General features: G+C 73.6%; 20 protein-coding genes. 8 read left to right on the forward strand and 12 right to left on the reverse strand.

The annotated features are described in order from the left end of the window. Positions 1-79: 79 nt before the first annotated feature. Together OHS82_RS10560 and OHS82_RS10565 are read right to left on the reverse strand one after the other, a co-directional pair. Positions 80-1,228 carry an ROK family glucokinase gene (locus tag OHS82_RS10560; protein ID WP_057576113.1) on the reverse strand — a complete coding sequence of 383 codons (1,149 nt, stop codon included), beginning with the start codon at positions 1,226-1,228 and terminating at the stop codon, positions 80-82. A gap of 335 nt (positions 1,229-1,563) precedes the next feature. Further along, on the reverse strand, positions 1,564-2,301 hold the full coding sequence (locus OHS82_RS10565; RefSeq protein WP_107105136.1) for a GntR family transcriptional regulator: 738 nt from the start codon (positions 2,299-2,301) through the stop codon (positions 1,564-1,566). Between the two features lie 129 nt (positions 2,302-2,430). Here OHS82_RS10565 and OHS82_RS10570 point away from each other — a divergent pair, with 129 nt between their 5' ends. Next, a complete protein-coding gene (locus tag OHS82_RS10570) occupies positions 2,431-3,447 on the forward strand; it encodes a Gfo/Idh/MocA family protein (protein ID WP_057576109.1) in 1,017 nt (338 codons plus the stop codon). 118 nt (positions 3,448-3,565) lie between these two features. Here the strand turns inward: OHS82_RS10570 and OHS82_RS10575 are convergent, their stop codons facing one another. From OHS82_RS10575 to allB, 5 genes are all read right to left on the reverse strand, one after another. Next, positions 3,566-4,261, reverse strand: coding sequence for a response regulator (locus tag OHS82_RS10575; RefSeq protein ID WP_057576107.1), 696 nt, complete (start codon positions 4,259-4,261; stop codon positions 3,566-3,568). Between the two features lie 169 nt (positions 4,262-4,430). Beyond that, positions 4,431-5,684 (reverse strand): sensor histidine kinase, encoded by a 1,254-nt coding sequence (locus OHS82_RS10580; RefSeq protein WP_057576105.1) that lies wholly within the window; start codon positions 5,682-5,684, stop codon positions 4,431-4,433. 162 nt (positions 5,685-5,846) lie between these two features. Further along, positions 5,847-6,659, reverse strand: coding sequence for an AIM24 family protein (locus tag OHS82_RS10585; protein WP_079041042.1), 813 nt, complete (start codon positions 6,657-6,659; stop codon positions 5,847-5,849). A 71-nt stretch (positions 6,660-6,730) separates the two neighbouring features. Next, positions 6,731-7,846 carry an allantoicase gene (gene alc, locus OHS82_RS10590; protein WP_057576103.1) on the reverse strand — a complete coding sequence of 372 codons (1,116 nt, stop codon included), beginning with the start codon at positions 7,844-7,846 and terminating at the stop codon, positions 6,731-6,733. Positions 7,847-7,937: 91 nt separating this feature from the next. Beyond that, positions 7,938-9,275 carry an allantoinase AllB gene (allB, locus tag OHS82_RS10595; protein ID WP_057576101.1) on the reverse strand — a complete coding sequence of 446 codons (1,338 nt, stop codon included), beginning with the start codon at positions 9,273-9,275 and terminating at the stop codon, positions 7,938-7,940. 276 nt (positions 9,276-9,551) lie between these two features. On the opposite strand from allB, the gene OHS82_RS10600 reads away from it, so the two are divergent. Next, complete coding sequence (locus tag OHS82_RS10600; RefSeq protein WP_057576099.1) at positions 9,552-10,352, forward strand: IclR family transcriptional regulator; 801 nt, start codon at positions 9,552-9,554, stop codon at positions 10,350-10,352. 26 nt (positions 10,353-10,378) lie between these two features. Here OHS82_RS10600 and OHS82_RS10605 read toward each other — a convergent pair whose 3' ends face one another. After that, complete coding sequence (locus OHS82_RS10605) at positions 10,379-10,693, reverse strand: DUF5955 family protein (RefSeq protein WP_057576097.1); 315 nt, start codon at positions 10,691-10,693, stop codon at positions 10,379-10,381. 190 nt (positions 10,694-10,883) lie between these two features. Between OHS82_RS10605 and OHS82_RS10610 the strand changes: the two genes are divergently transcribed. Further along, positions 10,884-11,561 carry a nucleotidyltransferase family protein gene (locus OHS82_RS10610; RefSeq protein ID WP_328433757.1) on the forward strand — a complete coding sequence of 226 codons (678 nt, stop codon included), beginning with the start codon at positions 10,884-10,886 and terminating at the stop codon, positions 11,559-11,561. Positions 11,562-11,744: 183 nt separating this feature from the next. Further along, the gene (gene aceB, locus OHS82_RS10615; RefSeq protein WP_057576093.1) at positions 11,745-13,370 is read left to right on the forward strand and encodes a malate synthase A; all 1,626 of its coding nucleotides are present in this window, start codon (positions 11,745-11,747) and stop codon (positions 13,368-13,370) included. Between the two features lies 1 nt (position 13,371). On the opposite strand, the gene OHS82_RS10620 is transcribed toward aceB, so the two are convergent. From OHS82_RS10620 to OHS82_RS10630, 3 genes are read right to left on the reverse strand one after another with little or no spacing between them, the layout of a single operon-like run. Continuing rightward, positions 13,372-13,644: a SelT/SelW/SelH family protein gene (locus tag OHS82_RS10620; protein ID WP_328433758.1), complete on the reverse strand. Its 273-nt coding sequence runs from the start codon at positions 13,642-13,644 to the stop codon at positions 13,372-13,374. Further along, complete coding sequence (locus OHS82_RS10625; protein WP_057576089.1) at positions 13,641-14,555, reverse strand: HipA family kinase; 915 nt, start codon at positions 14,553-14,555, stop codon at positions 13,641-13,643. Before OHS82_RS10625 ends, OHS82_RS10620 begins: the two co-directional genes overlap by 4 nt. 20 nt (positions 14,556-14,575) lie before the next feature. Beyond that, the gene (locus OHS82_RS10630) at positions 14,576-16,141 is read right to left on the reverse strand and encodes an IucA/IucC family protein (protein WP_057576087.1); all 1,566 of its coding nucleotides are present in this window, start codon (positions 16,139-16,141) and stop codon (positions 14,576-14,578) included. Between the two features lie 103 nt (positions 16,142-16,244). On the opposite strand from OHS82_RS10630, the gene OHS82_RS10635 reads away from it, so the two are divergent. From OHS82_RS10635 to OHS82_RS10645, 3 genes are read left to right on the forward strand one after another with little or no spacing between them, the layout of a single operon-like run. Further along, positions 16,245-17,783 carry an IucA/IucC family siderophore biosynthesis protein gene (locus OHS82_RS10635; RefSeq protein ID WP_328433759.1) on the forward strand — a complete coding sequence of 513 codons (1,539 nt, stop codon included), beginning with the start codon at positions 16,245-16,247 and terminating at the stop codon, positions 17,781-17,783. 43 nt (positions 17,784-17,826) lie between these two features. Then, positions 17,827-19,089 carry a VWA domain-containing protein gene (locus OHS82_RS10640; protein WP_057576083.1) on the forward strand — a complete coding sequence of 421 codons (1,263 nt, stop codon included), beginning with the start codon at positions 17,827-17,829 and terminating at the stop codon, positions 19,087-19,089. Beyond that, positions 19,089-19,916 carry a hypothetical protein gene (locus OHS82_RS10645; RefSeq protein WP_057576081.1) on the forward strand — a complete coding sequence of 276 codons (828 nt, stop codon included), beginning with the start codon at positions 19,089-19,091 and terminating at the stop codon, positions 19,914-19,916. Before OHS82_RS10640 ends, OHS82_RS10645 begins: the two co-directional genes overlap by 1 nt. A gap of 196 nt (positions 19,917-20,112) precedes the next feature. Here OHS82_RS10645 and OHS82_RS10650 read toward each other — a convergent pair whose 3' ends face one another. Continuing rightward, the gene (locus OHS82_RS10650) at positions 20,113-20,751 is read right to left on the reverse strand and encodes a winged helix-turn-helix transcriptional regulator (RefSeq protein WP_057576076.1); all 639 of its coding nucleotides are present in this window, start codon (positions 20,749-20,751) and stop codon (positions 20,113-20,115) included. 86 nt (positions 20,752-20,837) lie between these two features. On the opposite strand from OHS82_RS10650, the gene OHS82_RS10655 reads away from it, so the two are divergent. Continuing rightward, complete coding sequence (locus OHS82_RS10655; RefSeq protein WP_057576074.1) at positions 20,838-22,046, forward strand: pyridoxal phosphate-dependent aminotransferase; 1,209 nt, start codon at positions 20,838-20,840, stop codon at positions 22,044-22,046. Positions 22,047-22,109 lie beyond the last annotated feature (63 nt).

Genomic DNA, 22,109 nt, shown 5'->3' on the forward strand with positions numbered 1-22,109 from the left:
ACACAGCCGTCGGGCCGTGGCTCGGGCGGAGGGCGACACAGCCGTCGGGCCGTGTCCCGGGCGGAGGGCGACAGTGCCGTCAGGCCGTGTCCTGGGTGCGGCGGGCCGCCTCCGTGAACCGTTCGAAGCGCTCGTAGCGCTCCACGCGGCGGCGCTTGGCGCGCCGGAAGCGGCGGGCCACCAGACGGGCCAGGTCCGCGGCGCCGACCATGCCGGCCTCGGGGCCGAGCTGGGCGCGCACGATCCGGGCCTCGGGGCGGTAGCCGCGGCCGGTGAGCTGGCGCTTGAACGCGTCGCGCGCGGGGCTGATCAGCAGGTCGTCGGCGGCCGAGACGCCGCCGCCGATCACGAAGCAGGACGGGTCCAGGGCGGCGGCGAGGTTGGCGATGCCGACGCCCAGCCACTGGCCGATGTCCTGGAGCAGCTCGATGCACATGGCGTCGCCCTCGCGGGCCAGCTCGGTGATCATGGGGCCGCTGATGTCCCCGATCTGCCCCTTGACGTGCTCGATGATCCCGTAGGCCACCGGCGAGTCGGCGGCGGCCAGCTCCTTGGCCTCCCTGACCAGGGCGTTGCCCGAGCTGTACTGCTCCCAGCAGCCGCGGTTGCCGCAGGGGCAGCGGTGGCCGCCGGGCACGACCTGCATATGGCCGAACTCGCCGGCGACGCCGTACTTGCCGCGCTTGACCTGGCCGTCCTCGAGGATCGCGCCACCGATGCCGGTGCCGAGGGTGATCATGACGAGGTGGTCCTCGCCGCGGCCCGCGCCGAAGCGCCACTCCGCCCAGGCGGCGGTGTTGGCGTCGTTGTCGACGAGGACGGGCACCGCGAGGCGACCGGAGAGGCGGTCCCTGAGGGGTTCGTTGCGCCAGGACAGATGGGGCGCGAACAGCACACGGTTGCGGTCGGCGTCGACCCAGCCCGCCGCGCCCACGCCGACGGCGTGCACGTCGTGGCGGTCGGACAGGTCCAGGACCAGTTCGACGATCGTGTCCTCCACGACCTTCGGGCTCTTCGACTTGTCCGGCGTCTCGGTGCGGACCTTCTCCAGGATGTTGCCGTCGGCGTCGACGACGCCCGCCATCACCTTGGTGCCGCCGATGTCGATGCCCACGGTGGGCACCCGTGGCGCGGTGAGGTGCGAGCGGCGCTCCCTGGTGCCCACCGTGCGGAGTGCGGGGGCGCGGCGGGAGCCGATGGGGGCGCTGAAGTTGCCGTAGGTGCTCATCGTCGCCGATTCTGCCTCACCCTCACCTCGGGTGCCGAGCCGGGCGACGACGGCGCGTGGCCTTCGCCGACGGCGGACGCCCGGCGACCGCGGGGGCGCGGCGACGGGCCGGCGCGCGACGCCGCAGCTCGTGGCGGGGGTCGTCGGGCGGTCCTGGCCGACGTCCCTGCCGTCGGCACGCCGGGGTGACGGGGGTCACAACGTCACGGACGTCACGGACGTCGCGGACGTCGCGGACGTCACGTGCTTCGCCCGTGTCACCTCACCGGCTCACGGCGGCGCCGGCGGTCACGGCCGCTGTCCGCGCCCGGGGCGCACGGGGCGCTCAGAGGCGCTCAGGGGCGCACGAGCAACTGGAACTCGAAGGAGTAGCGGGTCGGGCGGTAGATGTGGTCGCCGAACTCCACCGCTCGCCCGGTGTCGTCGAAGGTGGTGCGCTGCATGGTCAGCAGCGGGGCGCCGCGGTCCTCGGCGAGCCGCTCGGCCTCGTCCGCGGTGGCGGCGCGGGCGCCGATGGACTGGCGGGCGCTGTGCAGGGTGATCCCGGCGGACCGCATCAGGCGGTACAGGCCGGTGGCCTGGAGCTGTGCGGTGTCGAGGTCGAGCAGACCGGAGGGCAGGTGGTTGCACAGGTACGCCATCGGCTCGCCGTGCGCCAGCCGCAGCCGTTCCACGCGGTGGACGTCGCTGCCCTCGGCCACCCCGAGCGCGGCCGCCACTTCCGCGGACGCCGGCAGCACGGTGTTGGCCAGGACCGTCGTCGCCGGACGCTGCCCGGCCGCCTCCAGGTCGTCGTAGAGGCTGCTGAGCTCCAGGGGGCGCTTGACCTGGCTGTGCACCACCTGCGTGCCGACGCCCCGGCGGCGCACCAGGAGCCCCTTGTCGACGAGCGACTGGATCGCCTGGCGGACGGTCGGCCGGGACAGGCCGAGCCGTGCGGCGAGCTCGATCTCGTTGCCCAGCAGGCTCCCGGGGGTGAGCGAGCCGTGCTCGATCGCGGCCTCCAGCTGCTGGGCGAGCTGGAAGTACAACGGCACCGGGGAACTGCGGTCCACACGTAGTTCCAGCTGCACGGTCGGGTCCACTCCTGGTTTCGGCACGGCCCGAGCGTAGCTCCGCGACCGGTTGACGGGAAGTTGTGTAGTTCGATTGTCCGGACATGCGCATTGACAGGGTGCTGCCTGCGACGTCACTTTGGTTTCATGCGCATCGGGGTCATCGGGACGGGCCGCATAGGCACCATTCATGCGAACACACTCAGCCGTCACCGCGAGGTCGGATCCCTCATCCTGACGGACGCCGACCACGGGCGGGCCCAGGAGCTCGCGCTGCGGCTCGGGGAGACGGCCGCCCCCGGGGTGGACGAGATCTTCCGCTGGGGCGTGGACGCCGTGGTCATCACGACGGCCACCTCGGCCCACGCCGAACTGATCGGTCGGGCAGCACGCTCCGGGCTCCCGGTCTTCTGCGAGAAGCCGATCGCCCTGGATCTGGCCGGGACCTTACAGGCGATAGCCGAGGTCGAGAACGCCGGAACGATCCTCCAGATGGGCTTCCAGCGCCGCTTCGACGCGGGGTACACGGGGGCCCGGGAGGCGGTGCGCTCGGGACGGCTCGGACGGCTGCACACGGTGCGGGCGCTGACCTCCGACGAGTCGGCGCCGCCTGCCGCCTGGCTGCCGGTGTCCGGCGGGATCTACCGGGACGCGCTCATCCACGACTTCGACTGCCTGCGCTGGGTGACCGGGCGCGAGGTGGCGGACGTGTACGCGGCCGGGTCGGACGCCGGTCCCGCGATGTTCCGCGAGGCGGGAGACGTGGACACGGCGGCCGCGGTCCTCACCCTCGACGACGGCACCCTCGCCACCGCTACGGCGACACGGCTGAACGGGGCGGGCTACGACGTCCGCATGGAGCTGGCCGGGGAGCTGGACCAGATCGTGGTGGGCCTGGACGACCGCACGCCGATCGCGTCCACCGAGCCCACCGGTCCGCCGGCCGCGGACAAGCCGTGGACGGGTTTCCTGGAACGTTTCGAACCCGCTTACACGGCGGAACTGAACGCCTTCGTGGACGTCGTCCGCGGGGGCCGCGCCAACCCGTGCGACGGCCGCGAGGCCCTGCAGGCCCTGCGCATCGCCGAGGCCTGCGAGGTGTCCCGCCGGGAACGCCGGGCGGTACGGCTCGCGGAGATCCCGGCGACCCTCGGGACGGCGTGAGCGAGGCGGGGACCCCCGCACGGCAGGCGCCGGACGGAGGCCGCCGCCGCGGCGAGGAAGCACGGTTCCCGACCGTCGCCGAAACCGGTCCCGCGTCAGCGTCGCCCGGAGCCCTCGCCTAGATCGTCTTCTTCCGTCCCGCCGTGTCCGGTCCGCCGTCCGGCAGGTCCGCCTCGTGGGCCAGCAGGGCGATCTGCACACGGTTGTTGAGCCCGAGTCGGGCGAGGATGCGGGAGACGTGGGCCTTGACGGTGGCCACGCTCATGAACAGCCCGGCGGCGATGTCCGCGTTGGACAGCCCGCGGCCGACCGCGACGGCCACCTCGCGTTCGCGTTCGCCGAGGGCCGCGAGCCGCCCGCGCGCGTGGGCGCGCCGGGTGTCGGCCGAGGCGCCGGCCGCGTGGTCCATCAACTGCCGGGTGACCGTGGGCGACAGGACCGGGTCGCCGGCCGCCACCTTGCGCACGGCGTCGAGGATCTCGGCGGGCGGGGTGTCCTTGAGGACGAACCCGGCGGCCCCCGCGCGCAGCGCCCGCAGCACCTGCTCGTCGGCGTGGAAGGTGGTGAGCACGACCACCTGCGGGGCGTCCTCGCGGGCGCGCAGCCGTTCGGTGGCGGTCAGTCCGTCCACCGCGGGCATCCGGATGTCCATCAGGACGACGTCGGGGCGGGTGCGCGCCACCAGTTCCTCGGCCTCGCCGCCGTCCGCGGCCTCACCGACGATCTCGATGTCGTCGGCGCCTCCCATCATGAAGGACAGACCGGCCCGCACCAGGGGGTCGTCGTCGACGAGGAGGAGTCTGATCGCAGTCATGGGCCCACGTAATCACGGTGGGAGCCCACGAGTTGGACGGTGCGACGATTCACCGCGGGAACACTCACGCCCCGCGAGTGCACGCCGGCGCCCCGCGCGGGAACGCCCACGCCCACGTCCCTGGCGGGCGCATCGCCGCGCGGGCAGGGTCCGCCCCCGTCCGCCGCGCTCACCCCCAGGGCAGCCACGCCCGCACCTCGAAGCCGCCCTCGCCCCGGGCCCCGTGCTCCAGACGTCCGCCGGCCAGCGTCGCCCGTTCGGTCAGGCCGATCAGGCCCTGGCCGGAACCGGGGACGGGCGGGGCGTCGCCCTCCGGCGCGGGGTTGCGCACGCTCACGGCGACGCCCTCGCCGGGGCCGCCGGAGACGGTGACCGCGACCTCCGCGCCCGGGGCGTGCTTGCGGGCGTTGGTCAGCCCCTCCTGGACGATGCGGTAGGCGGTGCGGCCGACGGAGGCGGGGACCGCGGCGGCCTCGGCGACCCGCTGGTCGAGGGCCACCTTCATGCCGGCCTCGCGCGACTCGGCGACCAGTGTGTCCAGCCCGGCGAGCGTGGGCTGGGGCCGGCCCCCGTCGTCGGGCTCCCCGGCCCGCAGGACGCCGATGATCTCCCGCAGGTCCTGGAGGGCCTCGTGGGCGCTCTCCCGGATGACGCCGGCCGCCCGGGCGATCTCCTCACGGGGTGCGTCGGGGCGGAACTCCAGGCCGCCCGCGTGCACGCTGAGCAGGGTGAGCCGATGGGCGAGCACGTCGTGCATCTCGCGGGCGATGGCCTCGCGGGCGAGCCGCTGCGCCTGCTCGGCGCGCAGCCGGGCCTCCGTCTCGGCGCGCCGTGCCCGGTCGCGCAGGCTCAGCATCAGCTGCCGCTTCGACCGCACGAACATGCCCCAGCCGAGGATCGTGACGGTGATCAGCACGCTCCACACCACCGCCGGCCCGTACGCCAGCTGAGGGTCCGGTCGCACCCGGACGAGCAGCGGGATCAGTGCGAGCTCGGCGCCGCCCACCCAGGCCGCGTACCGGAACGGCCGGTGCACGGCGAGTGTGAAGAGGGCGACGGTGAGCGCGCCGGAGGAGGAGGTCGACAGGAATCCGAGCGGGACCAGCACGACGGCCAGGGCGAGCGGCCACCGGCGGCGCAGCCACACCGCCGCGCAGGCGAGGGCGCCCAGAAGCTGGTCGGCCTCCGCGACGGCGGGCGGCAGGTCGCGTTCGCCGGGCAACGCGTCCGCGACCACCAGACCGATCAGGACGGCCAGGAGGAAGCAGGAGAGGTCGACGATCCAGTCGCGTGCGGTACGCCGGTGCCGCGACCCCCGGCGCTCGGCGTCGGGGTCGAGCTCGGCGACCACCGCGGACGGCCACAGCCATCGGGGGCCCGTGAAGCCGGGCGCCGCCGGCGCGCTGTCGTCGTCTGCCCTCATGGGCCACGAATCTACGCAGGCAGGGGCCCGAACACCTCCCCGCAGACGGCGATCGGCTACCGAAGGACGACGACCATCGACCTAAGTCGCACCGCCGCCTGCTTCTGGCGGCGGCCGGCCCGCCGGTCGCGCGCCTCCCGTCGCGCGGGCGCCGCCCCCGGGTCAGCCCGCGTCCGTCGAGAACAGTCCGCCCGACGGCCCCTGTTTGTCGCCGCCCTGGGCCTTGCGGAGGGCGTTCGCGAGGCTCTCGATGGTGAGGGACTGCAGGATGACGCGGCCGCTGCCCTCCAGCGTGGCCAGGGAGAGGCCCTCGCCGCCGAACACCGCGTTCATCATCCCCTGGCGGTCGAGGCCGCCGACGCGCTGGACGCCGTAGCGGATGCCGTCCTCGAAGGCCACCAGGCAGCCGGTGTCCACCTCGATGCGGCCCCCGAAGTCGGCCGGATCGAGGTCGATGAAGTTGCCGGCGCCCGCGATGATCACCGTCCCGCGGCCGGTGAACTTCTCGAGGACGAAGCCCTCGCCGCCCTTCATGCCGGTGCGGCCGCCCTGGAAGGCGATGCCGAAGTCGACGGTGGACTCGGCGGCCACGAAGGCGTCCTTCTCGGCGAACCACGCGCGCGTGCCGTCCAGCTCCAGGGCGCGCATCTCACCGGGGAGCACGCCGGCGAAGCCGACGGTGCCCTCGCCGCCCCGGGCGCCGAAGTACTGGAAGGCCAGTGACTCGCCCGCGAGCGCGCGCTGGCCGACCTGCATGGCGGTGCCCATCGCCTGGCGCAGCATGCCGCCCATGCCGCCCCCGCCGCCCTGCGGCTGCCGGCCGCCGCCGGACGGGCCGCCCAGGCGGGTCTCCATGGTCACGTCGGTCGTCTTGAAGAGGAACTTCCCAGCCTCGCAGTACACGCTCTGGCCGGGCTGCAGGGTGACGACCGCCATCTGCATGGCGCTGCCGACGATCTCTTGCTGAAGGGTCACACCAGGAGAACGCGGAAGCCGGAGGAAAGTGTTCCGGTTTGTCCGGGAACATCTGCTCAGGACGGGCCCGGTCAGCCGCCCAGCTCCTGGTGGCGGGCCGTGAGGCGGCTCGCGCCCTCCTCCGTCAGCGAGCCGAACAGGCGCAGGCGGGAGATGCCGCCGTCCGGATAGATGTCCACGCGCGCGTGCGTCCCCACCACGGGCTCCGGCAGGACGAAGCGGTGGTTGGCGTCGGGCTGCAGGCGGGTACGCGGCAGAATCTCCGTCCACCCGCCGTCGTCGCCGTCCTTGACCGACACCGAGGCCCAGCCGGCGCTGTTGCCCTTCAGGTACGCGGTGTCGATCTCCAGCGCGCGGATCCGCGCCTGGGCGGCCAGCCGGTAGCGGATCCAGTCGTTGCCCCGGTCGCGGCGGCGGCGGGTCTCCCAGCCGTCGTCCATCTTGCGGGAGCGGCCCGGCTGGATGGTGTGGGAGGCGGGCGAGTAGAAGAGGTCGGAGGCGTCCTCGACCAGGCCGCCGTTCTCCAGGGCGACCACGTCGAAGGCGCCGAGCACCGCCAGCCACCCGGGATCGGGGACGACCTCGCCGTACACGCGCAGGCGGGCGATGCCGCCGTCGGGGTGCTGGTTGACCCGCAGATGCGTGAAGCGCTGCTCCGTCGCCACGGAGAAACCGTTCGCCGCGTGGCCGCCGACCGGTGTGCGCGGGACCAGCACGGTCCACTTCACGTCGTCCCCGAGGAGCTCCTCGGGCGACGGCGAGCCCGCCACCGACGCGCCCTCGACGGACACCGCCTGCGGGTGGTTGCCGCGGAAGTGGGCCGTGTCGACGACGATGCCCCGGATCACGCCGGGCGCGCCGAGACGGACGAGCGCCCAGTCGTGGTCGTCGGCGGTCGGCCACGGGTGGCCGGCAAAGGCGCCGCGGCGGCGACGGGTCTCCCAGCCGTCCATGATCTTGCCCTTGTGCCCGAAGTGCTCCGGGTCGAACTCGGCCGGCCCGGGCAGCAGAAGGTTCTCGCGCTGGGCGAAGAACTCGTCGTTGGCGGCGACGACCGCGCCGCCGAGCCGCCGGTCGGCGAGGTCGACGTGCCGGGTGAAGGGGAAGTCGGCGGTGCGGTAGTCCGCGTACGGGTCGCCGCCTGCGTAGGGGTTCGCGTCGCCGGTGAAACTCGTCGTCGCCGTCACGGTGATCAGATCTGCCTTTCGGGAGTCGGCCGCGGCGGGGTCGCGGGTGCGGGGGTCGCGGTGCGGATGGGGGCGTCCAGCGGCGTCGGCGTCAGGCGCCGCGGGTGAGCAGCCGGCCCTTCGGCCCGGTGAACTCGCCGTCGGCGACGATGCGTTCGCCCCGCAGCCAGGTGGACTTCACGACGCCGTGCAGGGTTCTCCCGGCGTACGCGGTGACGCGGTTGCGGTGCTGGAGTGCCGCCGGGTCGACGGTGAAGGTCTCGTCGGGGGCGAGGACGGCGAAGTCGGCGTCGCGGCCCGCCTCGATCGCGCCCTTGCGGTCGAGGCCCACGAGGGCGGCCGTGCGCGTGGACATCCACCGCGCGACGTCCTCGAGGCCGTGCCCCCGTCTGCGCGCCTCGGTCCAGACCGCCGAGAGGCTGAGCTGGAGGCCGGAGATGCCGCCCCACGCGGTCGCGAAGTCGCCGGTCTTCAGGTCGGCGGTGGACGGCGAGTGGTCGGTGACCACGCAGTCGATCGTGCCGTCGGCGAGGGCCTGCCACAGCAGGTCCTGGTTGGCGGCTTCACGGATGGGCGGGCAGCACTTGAACTCGCTGGCCCCGTCGGGCACTTCCTCGGCGGTCAGGGTCAGATAGTGCGGGCAGGTCTCGGCGGTGATCCGGACGCCCTCGGCCTTGGCGGCGGCGATCAGCGGGAGCGCGTCGCTGGAGGAGAGGTGCAGGACGTGCACGCGCGCGTGGAGCCGACGGGCCTGGGCGACGAGGTGCGCCACGGCGGTGTCCTCGGCGCCGCGCGGGCGGCTGGCGAGGAAGTCCGCGTACCGGGGGCCGCCCTGCTGCGGGGCCGCGTCCAGGTGGTGCGGGTCCTCCGCGTGCACGATCAGCAGGCCGTCGAAGCCGGCGATCTCGGCCAGCGAGCGGGCAAGACCGTCCTGGTCGAGGTGCGGGAACTCGTCCACGCCCGACGGGGAGAGGAACGCCTTGAAGCCGAAGACCCCGCTGTCGTGCAGGGGCCGCAGGTCCTTGACGTTGTCGGGCAGGGCGCCGCCCCAGAAGCCGACGTCGATGTGCGCCTTGTCCACGGCGACCTCCCGCTTGACGCGCAGGTGCTCGACCGTCGTGGTCGGCGGCAGGGAGTTCAGGGGCATGTCGACGAGGGTGGTGATGCCGCCGGCCGCCGCCGCGCGGGTGGCGGTCCAGAAGCCCTCCCAGTGGGTGCGGCCGGGGTCGTTGACATGCACGTGCGTGTCGACCAGGCCGGGCATCAGGACGTCGTCGCCGAAGTCCTCAAGTCGGGCTCCCTCGGGGACGGGGGCGTCGTACGGCAGGACGGCCGTGATGGTCCCGTCGGCCACGGCGACCGCCGCGGGGCGCGTCCCCTCGGCGGTGATGACGCGCGTCGAGCGCAGCAACAGTTCGGCCTCGGACACCCGGACCCCTCTCTCCCGTGCACTGCGGTCATCTGCCGGAAACGTCCGGCAACGTTCACGTCACAAAATTCAACGTTCTGTTGAAGGAGTCTTCACTCCCGCTCTCGCGCCGTCAAGGGCACACTCCCCCACAGTGCGCCTCTCGCCGCCGATCTGGATGTTTCCACAAAGTGGAATGACAATTCCGTACAGCAGAACGTAGCTACGCACAAGCCGGGAGTCAACCGACCGGCGGGTAGGCTTCAGCCCCGCCCGCCCGCAGCGAAAGGACGCGCCGTGCCGACGTCGAGCGCCAGCACCCCCGAATCCGCCAGGTCCGCCGGCGGAGGGGTCCAGTCACTCGAGCGCGCCTTCGATCTGCTCGAGCGGATGGCGGACGCGGGAGGCGAGGTCGGCCTGAGCGAGCTGTCCGCGAGCAGCGGGCTCCCGCTGCCCACCATCCACCGCCTCATGCGCACCCTGGTGGCCTGCGGTTACGTCCGCCAGCAGGCCAACCGCCGCTATGCGCTGGGCCCCCGGCTGATCCGGCTGGGCGAGTCGGCCTCCCGGCTGCTGGGCACCTGGGCCCGCCCCCACCTGGCCCGTCTCGTCGAGGAGACCGGCGAGACGGCGAACATGGCGCTGCTCGACGGCGACGAGATCGTGTACGTGGCGCAGGTGCCGTCCAAGCACTCGATGCGAATGTTCACCGAGGTCGGGCGCCGGGTCCTGCCGCACTCCACCGGCGTCGGCAAGGCCCTGCTGGCCGGCTTCCCCGACGACGAGGTGCGCGCCCTGCTCGCCCGCACCGGCATGCCCGCCGCGACGGACAAGACGATCACCACGCCGGAGGGCTTCCTGGCGGCGCTGGCGGACGTCCGGCGGGCCGGGTTCGCCGTCGACGACAACGAACAGGAGATCGGCGTCCGCTGCCTCGCGGTGTCCGTGCCCGACTCCCCCACCGCCGCGGCCGTCTCCATCTCCGGCCCGGCGGGCCGCGTCACGGAGGAGGCCACGGAGAAGATCGTGCCGGTGCTCCAGCAGGTGGCGGCGGAGCTGTCGCAGGCCCTGACCAACCCGGGCAACGGAACCGGCTGACCTGCTCACGCGCTGCGGGCCGCGGGTCAGCGGCGCGGGCTCTGCCCGAAGAGCTCCACGGCGCTGCGCACGTCGGACAGACTGCGGGCCAGCGCGCTCACCGAGCCGATGGCGCCGGCGACCAGCAGCAGGGAACGGCGTAACCGCGGCACCTCCGGGGTGCCGTGGGTCGCCATCGCGGCGAGCGCGGCGAGTTCGTCCTCGGCGATGACCCGGTCCGGGAACTCCGCGGGGTGCGCGGCGAGTTCGCGGCGCAGCCGGGACACCGCGGTCCGCAGTTCCGCCACCCTCGGATCCTCGTCGCTGCCGGTCACTGCCCTCTGCCCCAAGCTCCGCAACACAGCTCTCCCCCCTCGCACCCCGCCGGGCACGAGTACGCGCCGTCCCGCCCCGCCTCCCCATGGCGCCGGTCGTACGCCGGGGGACGCGCGGGTCAGTAAACGCCACCCCCTGCCGGGTGCGCCACAGCGCGGACCGAAATTCAGCCTCCGGAGACCATGTGTCCGACGCCGCGTCAGGTATGCAGGACCCATGACGCACACCGAAGACGACAGCCCGACCGGCGCCGAGGACCAGGTCGTGGGGCTGATCCTCGCGGCGGGCGGGGGGCGCAGGCTCGGGGGGCGGCCCAAGGCGCTGCTCGAACACCGGGGACGCCCGCTCGTGGAGCACGCGGTACGCACGCTGCGCACGGCCGGCTGCAGCCGCGTGCACGTGGTGGTGGGGGCCGCCGCGGACGCCGTGCGGGAGCGGGCCCGGCTCGACGGGTGCGTGCTGGTGGACAACCCCGACTGGGCGCAGGGGATGGGCACGTCACTGCGCGCCGGGCTCGCCTCGCTGCCCCGCCCCGCCCCACCCGCCGGCGCGCACGCCGGGGAGGGCCCCTCGCAGGCCGGGGAGGGCGGCGCGCGGGCGGCGCTGGTCCTCCTCGTCGACCAGCCCGGCATCGGCCCGCAGGCGGTGGCGCGGGTGCTCGCGGCCTACGAGGGCGAGTCCTCGCTCGTGTCGGCGGCCTACGACGGCGAGCGCGGCCATCCGGTCCTGTTCGGCTCCCGTCACTGGACGGGCGTCGCCGCGACCGCGACCGGCGACCGGGGGGCGCGCGCCTATCTGAGCGCGCACCGGGAGGCGCTCACCCTCGTCGAGTGCGGTGACGTGGCCCGGCCGTTCGACATCGACACACCGGAGGATCTCGCTCACCTCGAGTGAGCCCCCTGGCACCGAGCGCCACCTTGCCTCGACCCGGAGATTCTCGACGTCAACAAACCATTGAACTTCCACGATGAGGAAACTAGTATCCACTGTTCAGAAGGGCTGGGCCCGTCCGGAGCCTCGCTCGCCGTACCCGGTACGACTGGCACCCGGTGCCACCGCTGAAGGAAGTGACCGCTCATGTCCGCACCAGCGCCGTCCCCGCTGGCCATCGTCGACGCCGAGCCCCTGCCGCGGCAGGAGGAGGTCCTGACCGAGCCGGCGCTCGCCTTCGTGGCCGAACTCCACCGGCGGTTCACCCCGCGCCGCGACGAACTCCTCGCCCGCCGCGCGGAGCGGCGCGCCGAGATCGCCCGCACCTGCACGCTCGACTTCCTCCCGGAGACCGCCGCGATCCGCGCCGACGACTCCTGGCGGGTGGCGCCCTCCCCCGCGGCCCTGGACGACCGCCGGGTCGAGATCACCGGACCCACCGACCGCAAGATGACGATCAACGCCCTCAACTCCGGGGCCCGGGTCTGGCTCGCCGACTTCGAGGACGCGTCCGCGCCGACCTGGGAGAACGTCGTCCTCGGTCAGGTCAACCTGGCCGACGCCTACACCCGCTCCATCGACTTCACCGACCCGGCGTCCGGCAAGTCGTACACGCTGAAGGAGAACGGCGAACTCGCCACCGTCGTGATGCGGCCGCGCGGCTGGCACCTCGACGAGCGTCACCTCGTCGACGCCGACGGCCGCGCCGTGCCCGGCGCCCTCGTCGACTTCGGCCTCTACTTCTTCCACAACGCCCGGCGTCTCCTCGACCTCGGCAAGGGCCCGTACTTCTACCTCCCGAAGACGGAGTCGCACCTGGAGGCCCGCCTCTGGAACGACGTGTTCGTCTTCGCGCAGGACCACGTCGGCATCCCGCAGGGCACGGTGCGCGCCACCGTGCTCATCGAGACGATCACGGCCGCCTACGAGATGGAGGAGATCCTCTACGAACTCCGCGACCATGCCTCGGGGTTGAACGCGGGCCGCTGGGACTACCTGTTCTCCATCGTCAAGAACTTCCGTGACGGCGGGCCCAGGTTCGTCCTGCCGGACCGCAACGCCGTGACGATGACCGCCCCGTTCATGCGCGCCTACACCGAACTGCTCGTGCGCACCTGCCACCGGCGCGGCGCGCACGCCATCGGCGGCATGGCCGCGTTCATCCCCTCCCGTCGCGACGCCGAGGTCAACAAGGTCGCGTTCGAGAAGGTCAAGGCCGACAAGGACCGCGAGGCCAACGACGGGTTCGACGGCTCGTGGGTGGCCCACCCCGACCTGGTGCCGATCGCCATGGAGTCCTTCGACAGGGTCCTCGGCGACCGGCCGAACCAGAAGGACCGGCTGCGCGAGGACGTTCACGTCGAGGCCGCCGACCTGATCGCCGTCGACTCGCTCGAGGCCAGGCCCACCTACCCGGGGTTGGTCAACGCCGTGCAGGTGGGCATCCGTTACATCGAGGCGTGGCTGCGCGGAATGGGCGCGGTCGCCATCTTCAACCTCATGGAGGACGCCGCGACCGCCGAGATCTCCCGCTCGCAGATCTGGCAGTGGATCAACGCCGGGGTGGAGTTCGAGAACGGCGAGAAGGCCACCCCCGAGCTGGCCCGCAAGGTCGCCGCCGGGGAACTCGCCGCGATCCGCGACGAGATCGGCGAGGAGGCGTTCGCGGCCGGCCACTGGCAGCAGGCGCACGACCTGCTGCTGACGGTCGCCCTCGACGAGGACTACGCGGACTTCCTCACCCTGCCGGCCTACGAGCAGCTCAGGGGCTGACCTACGGACGGTCCGAGTGGCCCAGGGTCCGCCCCGGGGCCACTCGGTCGCGTACCAGCCGCTTCACCGCCGTGGGCTCCGGGAAGCCCTGCGCACGGCGGTCCCAGACGACCTCGCCGTCGACCCGGACGACGAACACGCCGCCTGTGCCGGGCTTCAGCGACAGCTCCGCGAGCTCCGTCTCGAAGGTCGTCAGCAACTCCTGCGCCAGCCACGCCGCGCGGGGCAGCCAGCGGCACTGGGTGCAGTACTCGATCTGTACGGTGTGACTCATCCGAGGTGCACCGACCAATCCTGTTCCGCCGCCGGCTCGCCGTGCAGGTCGGGGACCTGTTTGAGCCAGCTCGGACGGCCCTGACGGGTCTTCGCCGCCCTCCGGGCCTCCTCGGCGGCGAGTTCCTCCCGGGTGGGGAAGCCGGTGGGCAGCCAGGCCGCGGAGGCCCTCACGCGCGCGCGGAGGTAACGCACGTACGCCTCCCGGACGGCGTCCGGCGTCGCGAAGCCGTCCTCGCCGGCCAGCCAGGCGTCCGGGACCTCCGCCACGATCGCGCGCAGCAGCTCCTCGGTGACCCGGGGGGCCAGCTCCGCGTCGGCCGCGCGGGTGTCGGGGGCGTAGCGGCCCAGGGCGTGGTGGCGGAAGTCGTAGGCGCGGTCCGGTGCGGAGGCGTCCCAGCGATGGTGGAAGACGAGGGCGGCCCCGTGGTCGATCAGCCACAGCCGCGGCGCAACGGTCCCGAAGGTGGGCCAGACCATCAGGTTGGAGCTGTGGACCGTCCGGTCGACGTTGACGGTCAGGGCGTCGAGCCAGACGATCCGGCCGGCCTCCCGCGGGTCCACGGCGAAGGACTCGGCGACCTGCGGGGTGAAGTCCCGCGCTCCCGGCAGCAGGTCCATGCCGAGGTTGACGCCGTGGCTGGCGTCGAGGAGGTCGCGCACCTCCTGGTGCGGTTCGTGCGCCGCGAGCGCCGGGTCGAAGTGCACCAGGACCAGTTCGGGGAAGCGCAGTCCGAGCGCGCGTGCCAGCTCGCCCACGATCACCTCGGCGACCAGCGCCTTGCGGCCCTGCGCCGAGCCGGTGAACTTCACGACATAGGTGCCGAGGTCGTCGGCCTCCACGACGCCGGGCACGGAGCCGCCCGACCTCAGCGGGTTCACGTATCGGACGGCACTCACTTCGCGCAGCACACCGGTCAGCGTAATTCAGATCATGTGCGGCGGGCGTCGGCCCCGTCGGCGAGCGGGTTGGGCAGCGGCAGATAGCGGGCGTCCGCGCCGTCCGCCCCCGTCCAGCGCAGCAGCAGGTTCGTCTTGCCCGGCAGGGTGGGCGCCGTGAGCAGCGCCGCCGTCTCGGGGAGATCGTGGCGGGCCAGTGCGCGGCGTGCCGCGGGCCACGGGTCGAACCCTCGGTGGTGTGCGACGAGGGCCGCGGCGACCTCCCACAGGTGGTTCACGACCAGGCAGTACACCAGCCGCTCCCAGCCGGCCGACCGCTCCACGTCCGGCAGGAGTTTCACGCCCTCGGCGTCCCGGAACAGGGCCTGCACCGGAAGACCTTCGGCGTCGACGGCGACGAGCGTGTTCTGCAGATGCGCCTCGAGGACGACGCCGTGACCGGCGAACGCCTCCAGGGCCGGCGGGACGACGGCCGCCAGGTACGCCTCCCACCACCTCGCCGGGTCCTTCGCCGCCGCCAGCGGGCTGCCGTCGAAGCCCTCCACGAGGCCCGCGGCGAGCAGCGGGGTCGCGCCGGGCAGCACCGGAGCGGCCAGTCCGTCGCGGACCAGGACGGCGAGCGCCTCGAAGGCGAAGGCGGCGGTGCGGTAGCCGCGGTCGCTGAGCCAGGCCGCCGGGCCGTCCCAGGTCGCGAAGGCGCGGGCCGCCGCGGCGTCGGTCCGGCGCAGTTTCAGCAGGTCGTGTCGCCACAGCCGGCGGACGTCGTTGGTGATGCGCACGTCGAGGCTGAACTTCAGGCACAGGTCCCGCTCGGGTGCGTACACCGTGCGCACGGCGGCCGTCGGCCAGACGTCGAAGGCGGTCGTGCCCAGCCGGACCAGCCGGCCGTCGGCGAAGGCGGGCGCGAGCTCGCGGGCCGCGAGGTCGAGCTGCCAGGGGTGGGCGGGCAGCAGCCGGTACCCGGACGGGGCCTCGCCGAGGGCGTCCAGCGCGCCGGTGTCGCCCTCCTCGACGACGGCGTCCTCGCGCAGCCCGAGCAGGACGAGCGGGAAGCGGGCGTGCGCCTCGGGGGCGTACGGCAGCCAGCCGGCCGCGGGGCCGCCGCCGCGCGCCTTGGGGGCGGGGTGGTGGGGGTGGCCGGTGATCAGGGACTGTTCGGAGCGCAGGTAGCGGCCTGCCGGCGGGGTGGCACGCGCGCGTGCGGTCAGCAGCGCCGCCACCACGTCCCTGCTGTCGATCATCTCGGCGGGCAGGTCGGGGTTGTCCGCTCCGGTGCGCAGGCGCAGCGCCTGCGCGGTCAGGGCGACGAGCCCGAAGTGGTCCAGCGGCCGCCAGGCGCCCGCCTCGTACACCTCCGGGCCGGCCGGCCGGCGGTCGCCGCGCACGCGCAGCAGGCGGCCGCCGGGCAGCCGGTGGACCGGCCGGCCGTCGTCGCCCGGCGCGCGGGGCAGCGGCTCGGCGAGCTCCCGCAGCAGACAGTTCAGCAGCGGGGCGGCGGCATAGGCGTCGGCACGCCCGGCGACGCCGTCGCCCCGGGCCGGAGCCCCGGGGGGCGGCGTCGGCTCGGGGGGCGGGGGGATGAGGTCCACGCGATCCACTGGTTCCCTGGTTCCCTACGGTTCTGCTGGGCGGAGACGATCAAGTATCGCTGTCGTCACGAGCCGTCCGCGACGCCGTACCCGTACCCCCAGGAGCTCCCCCGTGCACCGTCCCCCCAGCGCCGAGACCGACCTGGCCGAAGAACTGGCCGCCGTGCGTCCCGCCCTCGGCCCCCGGTTCGCGGCCGCGCTGCCCGGGGCCCGGGCGGCCGTGCTGACCCGGCTGTGGCGGGCGCTCGCCCACGAGCCGCTGTCCTGGGTGGCGCACCGCGAGGGGCACGGTCCGCGGGGCCGGGAGGGGCTGCTGCTGCGACTGCGGGACGGCCGCCGTCTGCTCGGCCCGCCCGCGGACCCCTACACGACCGCCGACGGCGTGACGGAGGTGCGCCTGGACGCGACGGCGTACGACGACCCCGCCCGGCTCCTGGCGGCGCTGGCGGTCCCGCACGGCGCGGACTTCGCCGCCGAACTCGGCCACAGCGTCGCGTCGTTGGCCTTGTCCCGGGCAGATCAGGACCCGGACGACACCGGCCTGACGCATGCCGAGAAGTGGCCGGCGCAGGACTGGGAGTGGGAGCAGCGGGTCGTCGACGGGCATCCGTTTCACCCCAACTGCCGTGCACGGCCCGGGTTCTCGGTGGCCGAGCAGCTGGCGTACGGTCCCGAGCACCGGCCGTCGGTCCGGCTGGAGCTGCTGCCGGCGCCCGCCGCCGACTGCCTGGTGTCGGGCGAGTGGCCGGAGCGACTGCGGGACGGCGCACGGCTGTTGATCCCGGTGCATCCGTGGCAGGCGGCGCATGTGCTCGGCCGGACCGGTCGGGAGGGGACGGCGGCACATCCGCTGATGTCGCTGCGCACGCTCGCCCTGGCGGACGGCCTGCACGTCAAGACGGCGTTGAGCACCCGGCTCACCTCCTCGGTGCGGGACATCTCCGTCGGCTCGGTGGCCGCCTCCGCGGTCCTGTCGGCGTTCGCGCAGACCCTGGCGCCGCACGCGCACGGCCTGCTGCACATGACCCGGACGCTGGGCGCCGCGACCGCCTGTTCGCCGGACCTGGCGGCCGTGCTGCGCGAGTCGCCGCGGGAATACGGGGGGCCGGGCGAGCACGTCGTCCCGGTGGCCGCCCTCGCAGCCACCGGACTGCCCCGCGACAGTGCCTGGCTGGGCCGGCTGGCGCGGCTCGGGCTCACCGTCGGACTGCGCATGCTGGAACTGGGCGTGGCGCTGGAGGCGCACGGCCAGAACCTGCTGGTGGTGCTGTCGCCGACGGGCGAGCCGCTGCGGCTGGTCTACCGCGACCTGGCCGACATCCGGGTCAGTCCGGCGCGGCTGGCCCGGCACGGCGTCCCGTTGCCCGACGGCCTGCCCGCACGGATCGTCACGGACGACGTGACGGTGCTGCGGCGCAAGCTGTTCGGCTCGCTGGTGGCGGGCGCGCTGGCGGGGACGGCCGGCGGCGGCCGGGCCCTGGGGGCGGCTCTGGAGGCCGCCGTACGGGATCTGCCGCGCACCCCGGACCTCGTGGCGCTGTGCGAGGAACCGCTGCCCGCGAAGGCGCTGACGCTGATGCGGCTGTCGCCGGGGACGCCCGGCGACCAGTGGGCCGAACTGCCCAACCCGTTGCGGTGGCAGGCGGACTGACCCCGTTTTGTGGCGGGCCGCCTCTGATCAATAGGATCCGCCGATGATCAGAACACAACGGCTGGCGGCGGGCGTCTGCGCCCTGCTCGCCGCGCTCGCGGCCGGGATCGCGTTCCCGGCCGGGGCGGTAGCCGACGAGACCACCGCCGCCGCACCCAAGGTCGACCTGGTCCTCGACGTCAGCGGTTCGATGCGGACGAAGGACATGGACGGCGGGACGCGGATGGCCGCGGCCAAGCAGGCGTTCAACGAGGTGCTGGACGCGACCCCGGAGAACGTCCTGCTCGGCATCCGCACCCTCGGCGCCAACTACCCGGGCGACGACCGCAAGACGGGCTGCAAGGACACCGCGCAGCTCTACCCGGTCGGCCCGCTGGACCGGACCGAGGCGAAGACGGCGGTGGCGACGCTGTCGCCGACCGGCTGGACGCCGATCGGTCCCGCCCTGCTGAAGGCGGCCGGCGACCTCGACGGCGGCACCGGCTCCAAGCGCATCGTGCTGATCAGCGACGGTGAGGACACCTGTCCTCCGCTCGACCCGTGCGAGGTCGCCCGCGAGATCGCGGCCAAGGGCATCGGCCTGACCATCGACACCCTCGGCCTGGTGCCCAACGTCAAGATGCGCCGGCAGCTCAGCTGCATCGCGGAGGCGACCGGCGGCACCTACACCTCGGTGGAGCACACCGACGAACTCACCGACCGCGTCAACCAGTTGGTCGACCGCGCCGCGGACCCCGTGGTCACTCCGGTGGCCGCCGAGGGGGCGGCCTCCTGCGCCAAGGCGCCCACGCTGAAGTCGGGTCTGTACACCGACCGCGAGGAGTTCGGCCAGGAGCGCTGGTACCGGGTCGACGTCGAGCCGGGCCAGGAGCTGCGCGCCTCGGTGAGCGTGTCGGCGGACCGGGCCGTGAACCCCGACTACGGGGTGCTGCTGCGGGCGGTCACCGTGCACGAGCGGGAGATCGTGCGCGGCGAGGCCGCGGGCAACGGCCGGACCGACGTCATCTCGACGGGTCTGCGCTACCCGAAGGCGGAGAGCGACGACGACGACGCGCCGGCCGAGACGGTGTGCGTCCAGGTCACCAACTCCTACTCGGCGGCGGCCGGCGTGAAGACCACGCCGGGCATGCCGCTGGAGCTGACGGTGGACGTCGTGGACGGCCCGTCGCCGGCGAGCGACGTGGCCGCCTTCGGCCTCGGCCGGGGCTGGTGGCTGCTGGGCGTCCTGGTGCTGGTCGGCTTCCTCGCGGGTGTGCTGTGGGGCTGGGCGTCTCGCTGGCGGGTAGCGGTCTGGAGGACCAACTGATGCGGATCACACGTGTGCTGAGCAGCGTCCTGCTGGTGCTCGGGCCGGTGGCGGGGCTGGCGCTCGGTCCCGCGGCCGCACCGGCCGCGGCCGACTCCACACCGTCGGCGAGTCCGTCCGGCGGCAGCTCCGCGCCGACCGAGGCGGGCACCTCGTTCCGTACGGCGACGGAGATCGAACAGGGTCAGAAGGCGACGGCGAACGGTTCCGCGGGCGACTACCTGTACTGGTCGTTCCCGGCGGACACCGGTCAGCGCCCCACCGTCAAGGCGACGGTGAAGCTCCCCGGGACCCATGCGGCGCAGACCTGGCAGGTCGACGTGTACGACGGTCTGCGGCGCCGTCAGGCCTGCCAGTACGGCGCGCAGACGCGGACCGCCGCGGCCGGCGCGAGCTCCGTCGAACTGGCCTGCGTGCTGCGCACGGTGCGCGCCTGGTCGGAGCCGTGGGCCGACGACCCGCTGCCGGGCACGTACTACGTCCGGCTGACGGTCCTCGGGCTGGCGGCGGCCGATCTGGGCCTGCCGGTGGGCGCGGAACTGCGGGTGGACTCCAAGGACATCGGCGGCTCCGCGGCCGTCGACGGTTCGCTGGCGAAGCCGCTCGTGCCGGGCATCGCGGTGAGGTCCGAGACCGAGAAGGACGACTCCTCGGCCTCGGCCGTGCTGTCGAGCATCGAGCCGGACGACGGCTGGGCGTCCGGCTGGTGGTCCGACCGGTGGGTGTGGACCGCGACAGGCGCGGTGCTCGCCGCCCTCGCCGGGATCGGCGGATACACGCTGACCCGCGGCTCGGGACGCCCCCGTCAGGCGCCCCCGGGCGCCTGACGCCTCCGCACAGGGCCCACCGCGCGCCGCGGTGGGCCCTGTCCCATGCCCGCCCGCAACGCCCTGGCCGACGGGCCTCGTCCCATGCAGTCCGCAGCGCCCTGGCCGACGGACCCCGCCCCACGCCACCCGCAGCGCCCCAGCGGACGGGCCTCGTCTCACGCCACCCGCAGCGCCCCAGCGGACGGGCCTCGTCTCACGCAGCCCGCAGCGCCTTCGCCGGGGGGCCCTCGCCGGCCACCTCGATCCGGCCGGTGCGCACGGCGTCCAGGACGCCCAGCTCCCCCCGGGCGACGGCCGCGGCGGCGCCGGCGTCCAGGGTGAGCAGGGCGTCGGGCTCCCGGGGGGCGCGGCCGTCGCCGTAGACCGGCCCGCGCACGTCCCCGACGTGGAGGTGGAACGCGCCTTCCTCCAGGCGTACTTCGACCAGCCCCTCGTCCACCCCGGCATGCCGCAGGCCGCGCAGCAGCGGCAGCGCGAACCAGTGGGCCCGCAGGGCGTCGGTGGGCCGCCGCTCACCGAGCTCACCCTCCCCCCACGCCCCCAGGGCCTGCAGCACCGGCAGCAACTCCTCGCCGCGGTCGGTGAGTTCGTAGACGTAAGCCGCTCCCGGCGGGGGCAGCCTGCGCCGGGTGGTCAGCCCGTCCCGCTCCATGTCCTTCAGCCGTGAGGCGAGTACGTCCGTGCTGACACCCGGCAGGTCGGCGTGCAGGTCGGTGTAGCGGCGCGGGCCGGCGAGCAGCTCCCGGACGATCAGCAGGGTCCAGCGGTCGCCGACGACGTCGAGGGCGCGCGCGGCGGAACAGTACTGGTCGTAGCTTCGGCGAGGTGACATGGCACGCAGTCTAGACATGTCGTTGGACTTTCCAAGCGGGAACTTGGTAAAACCAAGCAACACATCAACCGGAGGGGCGAGCGCGCATGGAGTTCCGGCAGTCGAACAAGTTGAGCGAGGTCTGTTACGAGATCCGCGGCCCGGTGATCGAGCACGCCGACGCACTGGAGGCGGCGGGCCACAGCGTCCTGCGCCTGAACACCGGCAACCCCGCGCTCTTCGGGTTCGAGGCCCCGGAGGAGATCCTCCAGGACATGATCCGGATGCTCCCCCGGGCGCACGGCTACACCGACTCGCGCGGCGTCCTGTCGGCCCGCCGCGCGGTGGCGGGGCGCTACCAGACGCTGGGCCTGGAGGTCGGCGTCGACGACGTCTTCCTCGGCAACGGCATCTCCGAGCTGATCTCCATGGCCGTGCAGGCGCTGGTGGAGGACGGCGACGAGATCCTCATCCCGGCCCCCGACTTCCCCCTCTGGACGGCCGTCACCACCCTCGCCGGCGGCAAGGCCGTCCACTACCTCTGCGACGAACAGGCCGACTGGTACCCGGACCTGGACGACATGGCCTCGAAGATCACCGCCCGCACCAAGGCCGTCGTCATCATCAACCCCAACAACCCCACCGGCGCGGTCTACCCGAAGGAGATCATCGAGGGCATCCTCGACCTCGCCCGCCGGCACGGCCTGATGGTCTTCGCCGACGAGATCTACGACCAGATCCTGTACGACGACGCCGTGCACCACTCGGTCGCCGCGCTCGCCCCCGACCTGGTCGTGCTGACCTTCTGCGGGCTGTCGAAGACCTACCGGGTGGCCGGCTTCCGGTCGGGCTGGCTGGTGGTCACCGGCCCGAAACAGCACGCCAGGAACTATCTGGAGGGCCTGACCATGCTGGCGTCCATGCGGCTGTGCGCCAACGCGCCCGCCCAGTACGCCATCCAGGCCGCGCTCGGCGGCCGCCAGTCCATCCACGAGCTGACCGCGCCCGGCGGCCGCCTGCACGAGCAGCGCACCGTGGCCTGGGAGAAGCTCAACGAGATCCCCGGCGTGTCCTGCGTGAAGCCCAAGGGGTCGCTGTACGCGTTCCCCCGTCTGGACCCCAAGGTGCACAAGATCCACGACGACGAGAAGTTCGTCCTGGACCTGCTGCTGCGGGAGAAGATCCAGGTCGTCCAGGGCACCGGCTTCAACTGGCCGGCCCCCGACCACTTCCGCATCCTCACCCTCCCCCACGCGGACGACCTGGAGGCCGCCATCGGCCGGATCGGACGCTTCCTCGGCGGATACCGGCAGTGACGGCGCAGGGCGCCCGGTGAACGCCGACCGGTGAACGCAGCCCGGTGGATCCGACCGGAATGT

It is taken from the genome of Streptomyces sp. NBC_00425 (assembly GCF_036030735.1).
In the GTDB taxonomy this organism is placed as follows: Bacteria; Actinomycetota; Actinomycetes; order Streptomycetales; family Streptomycetaceae; genus Streptomyces.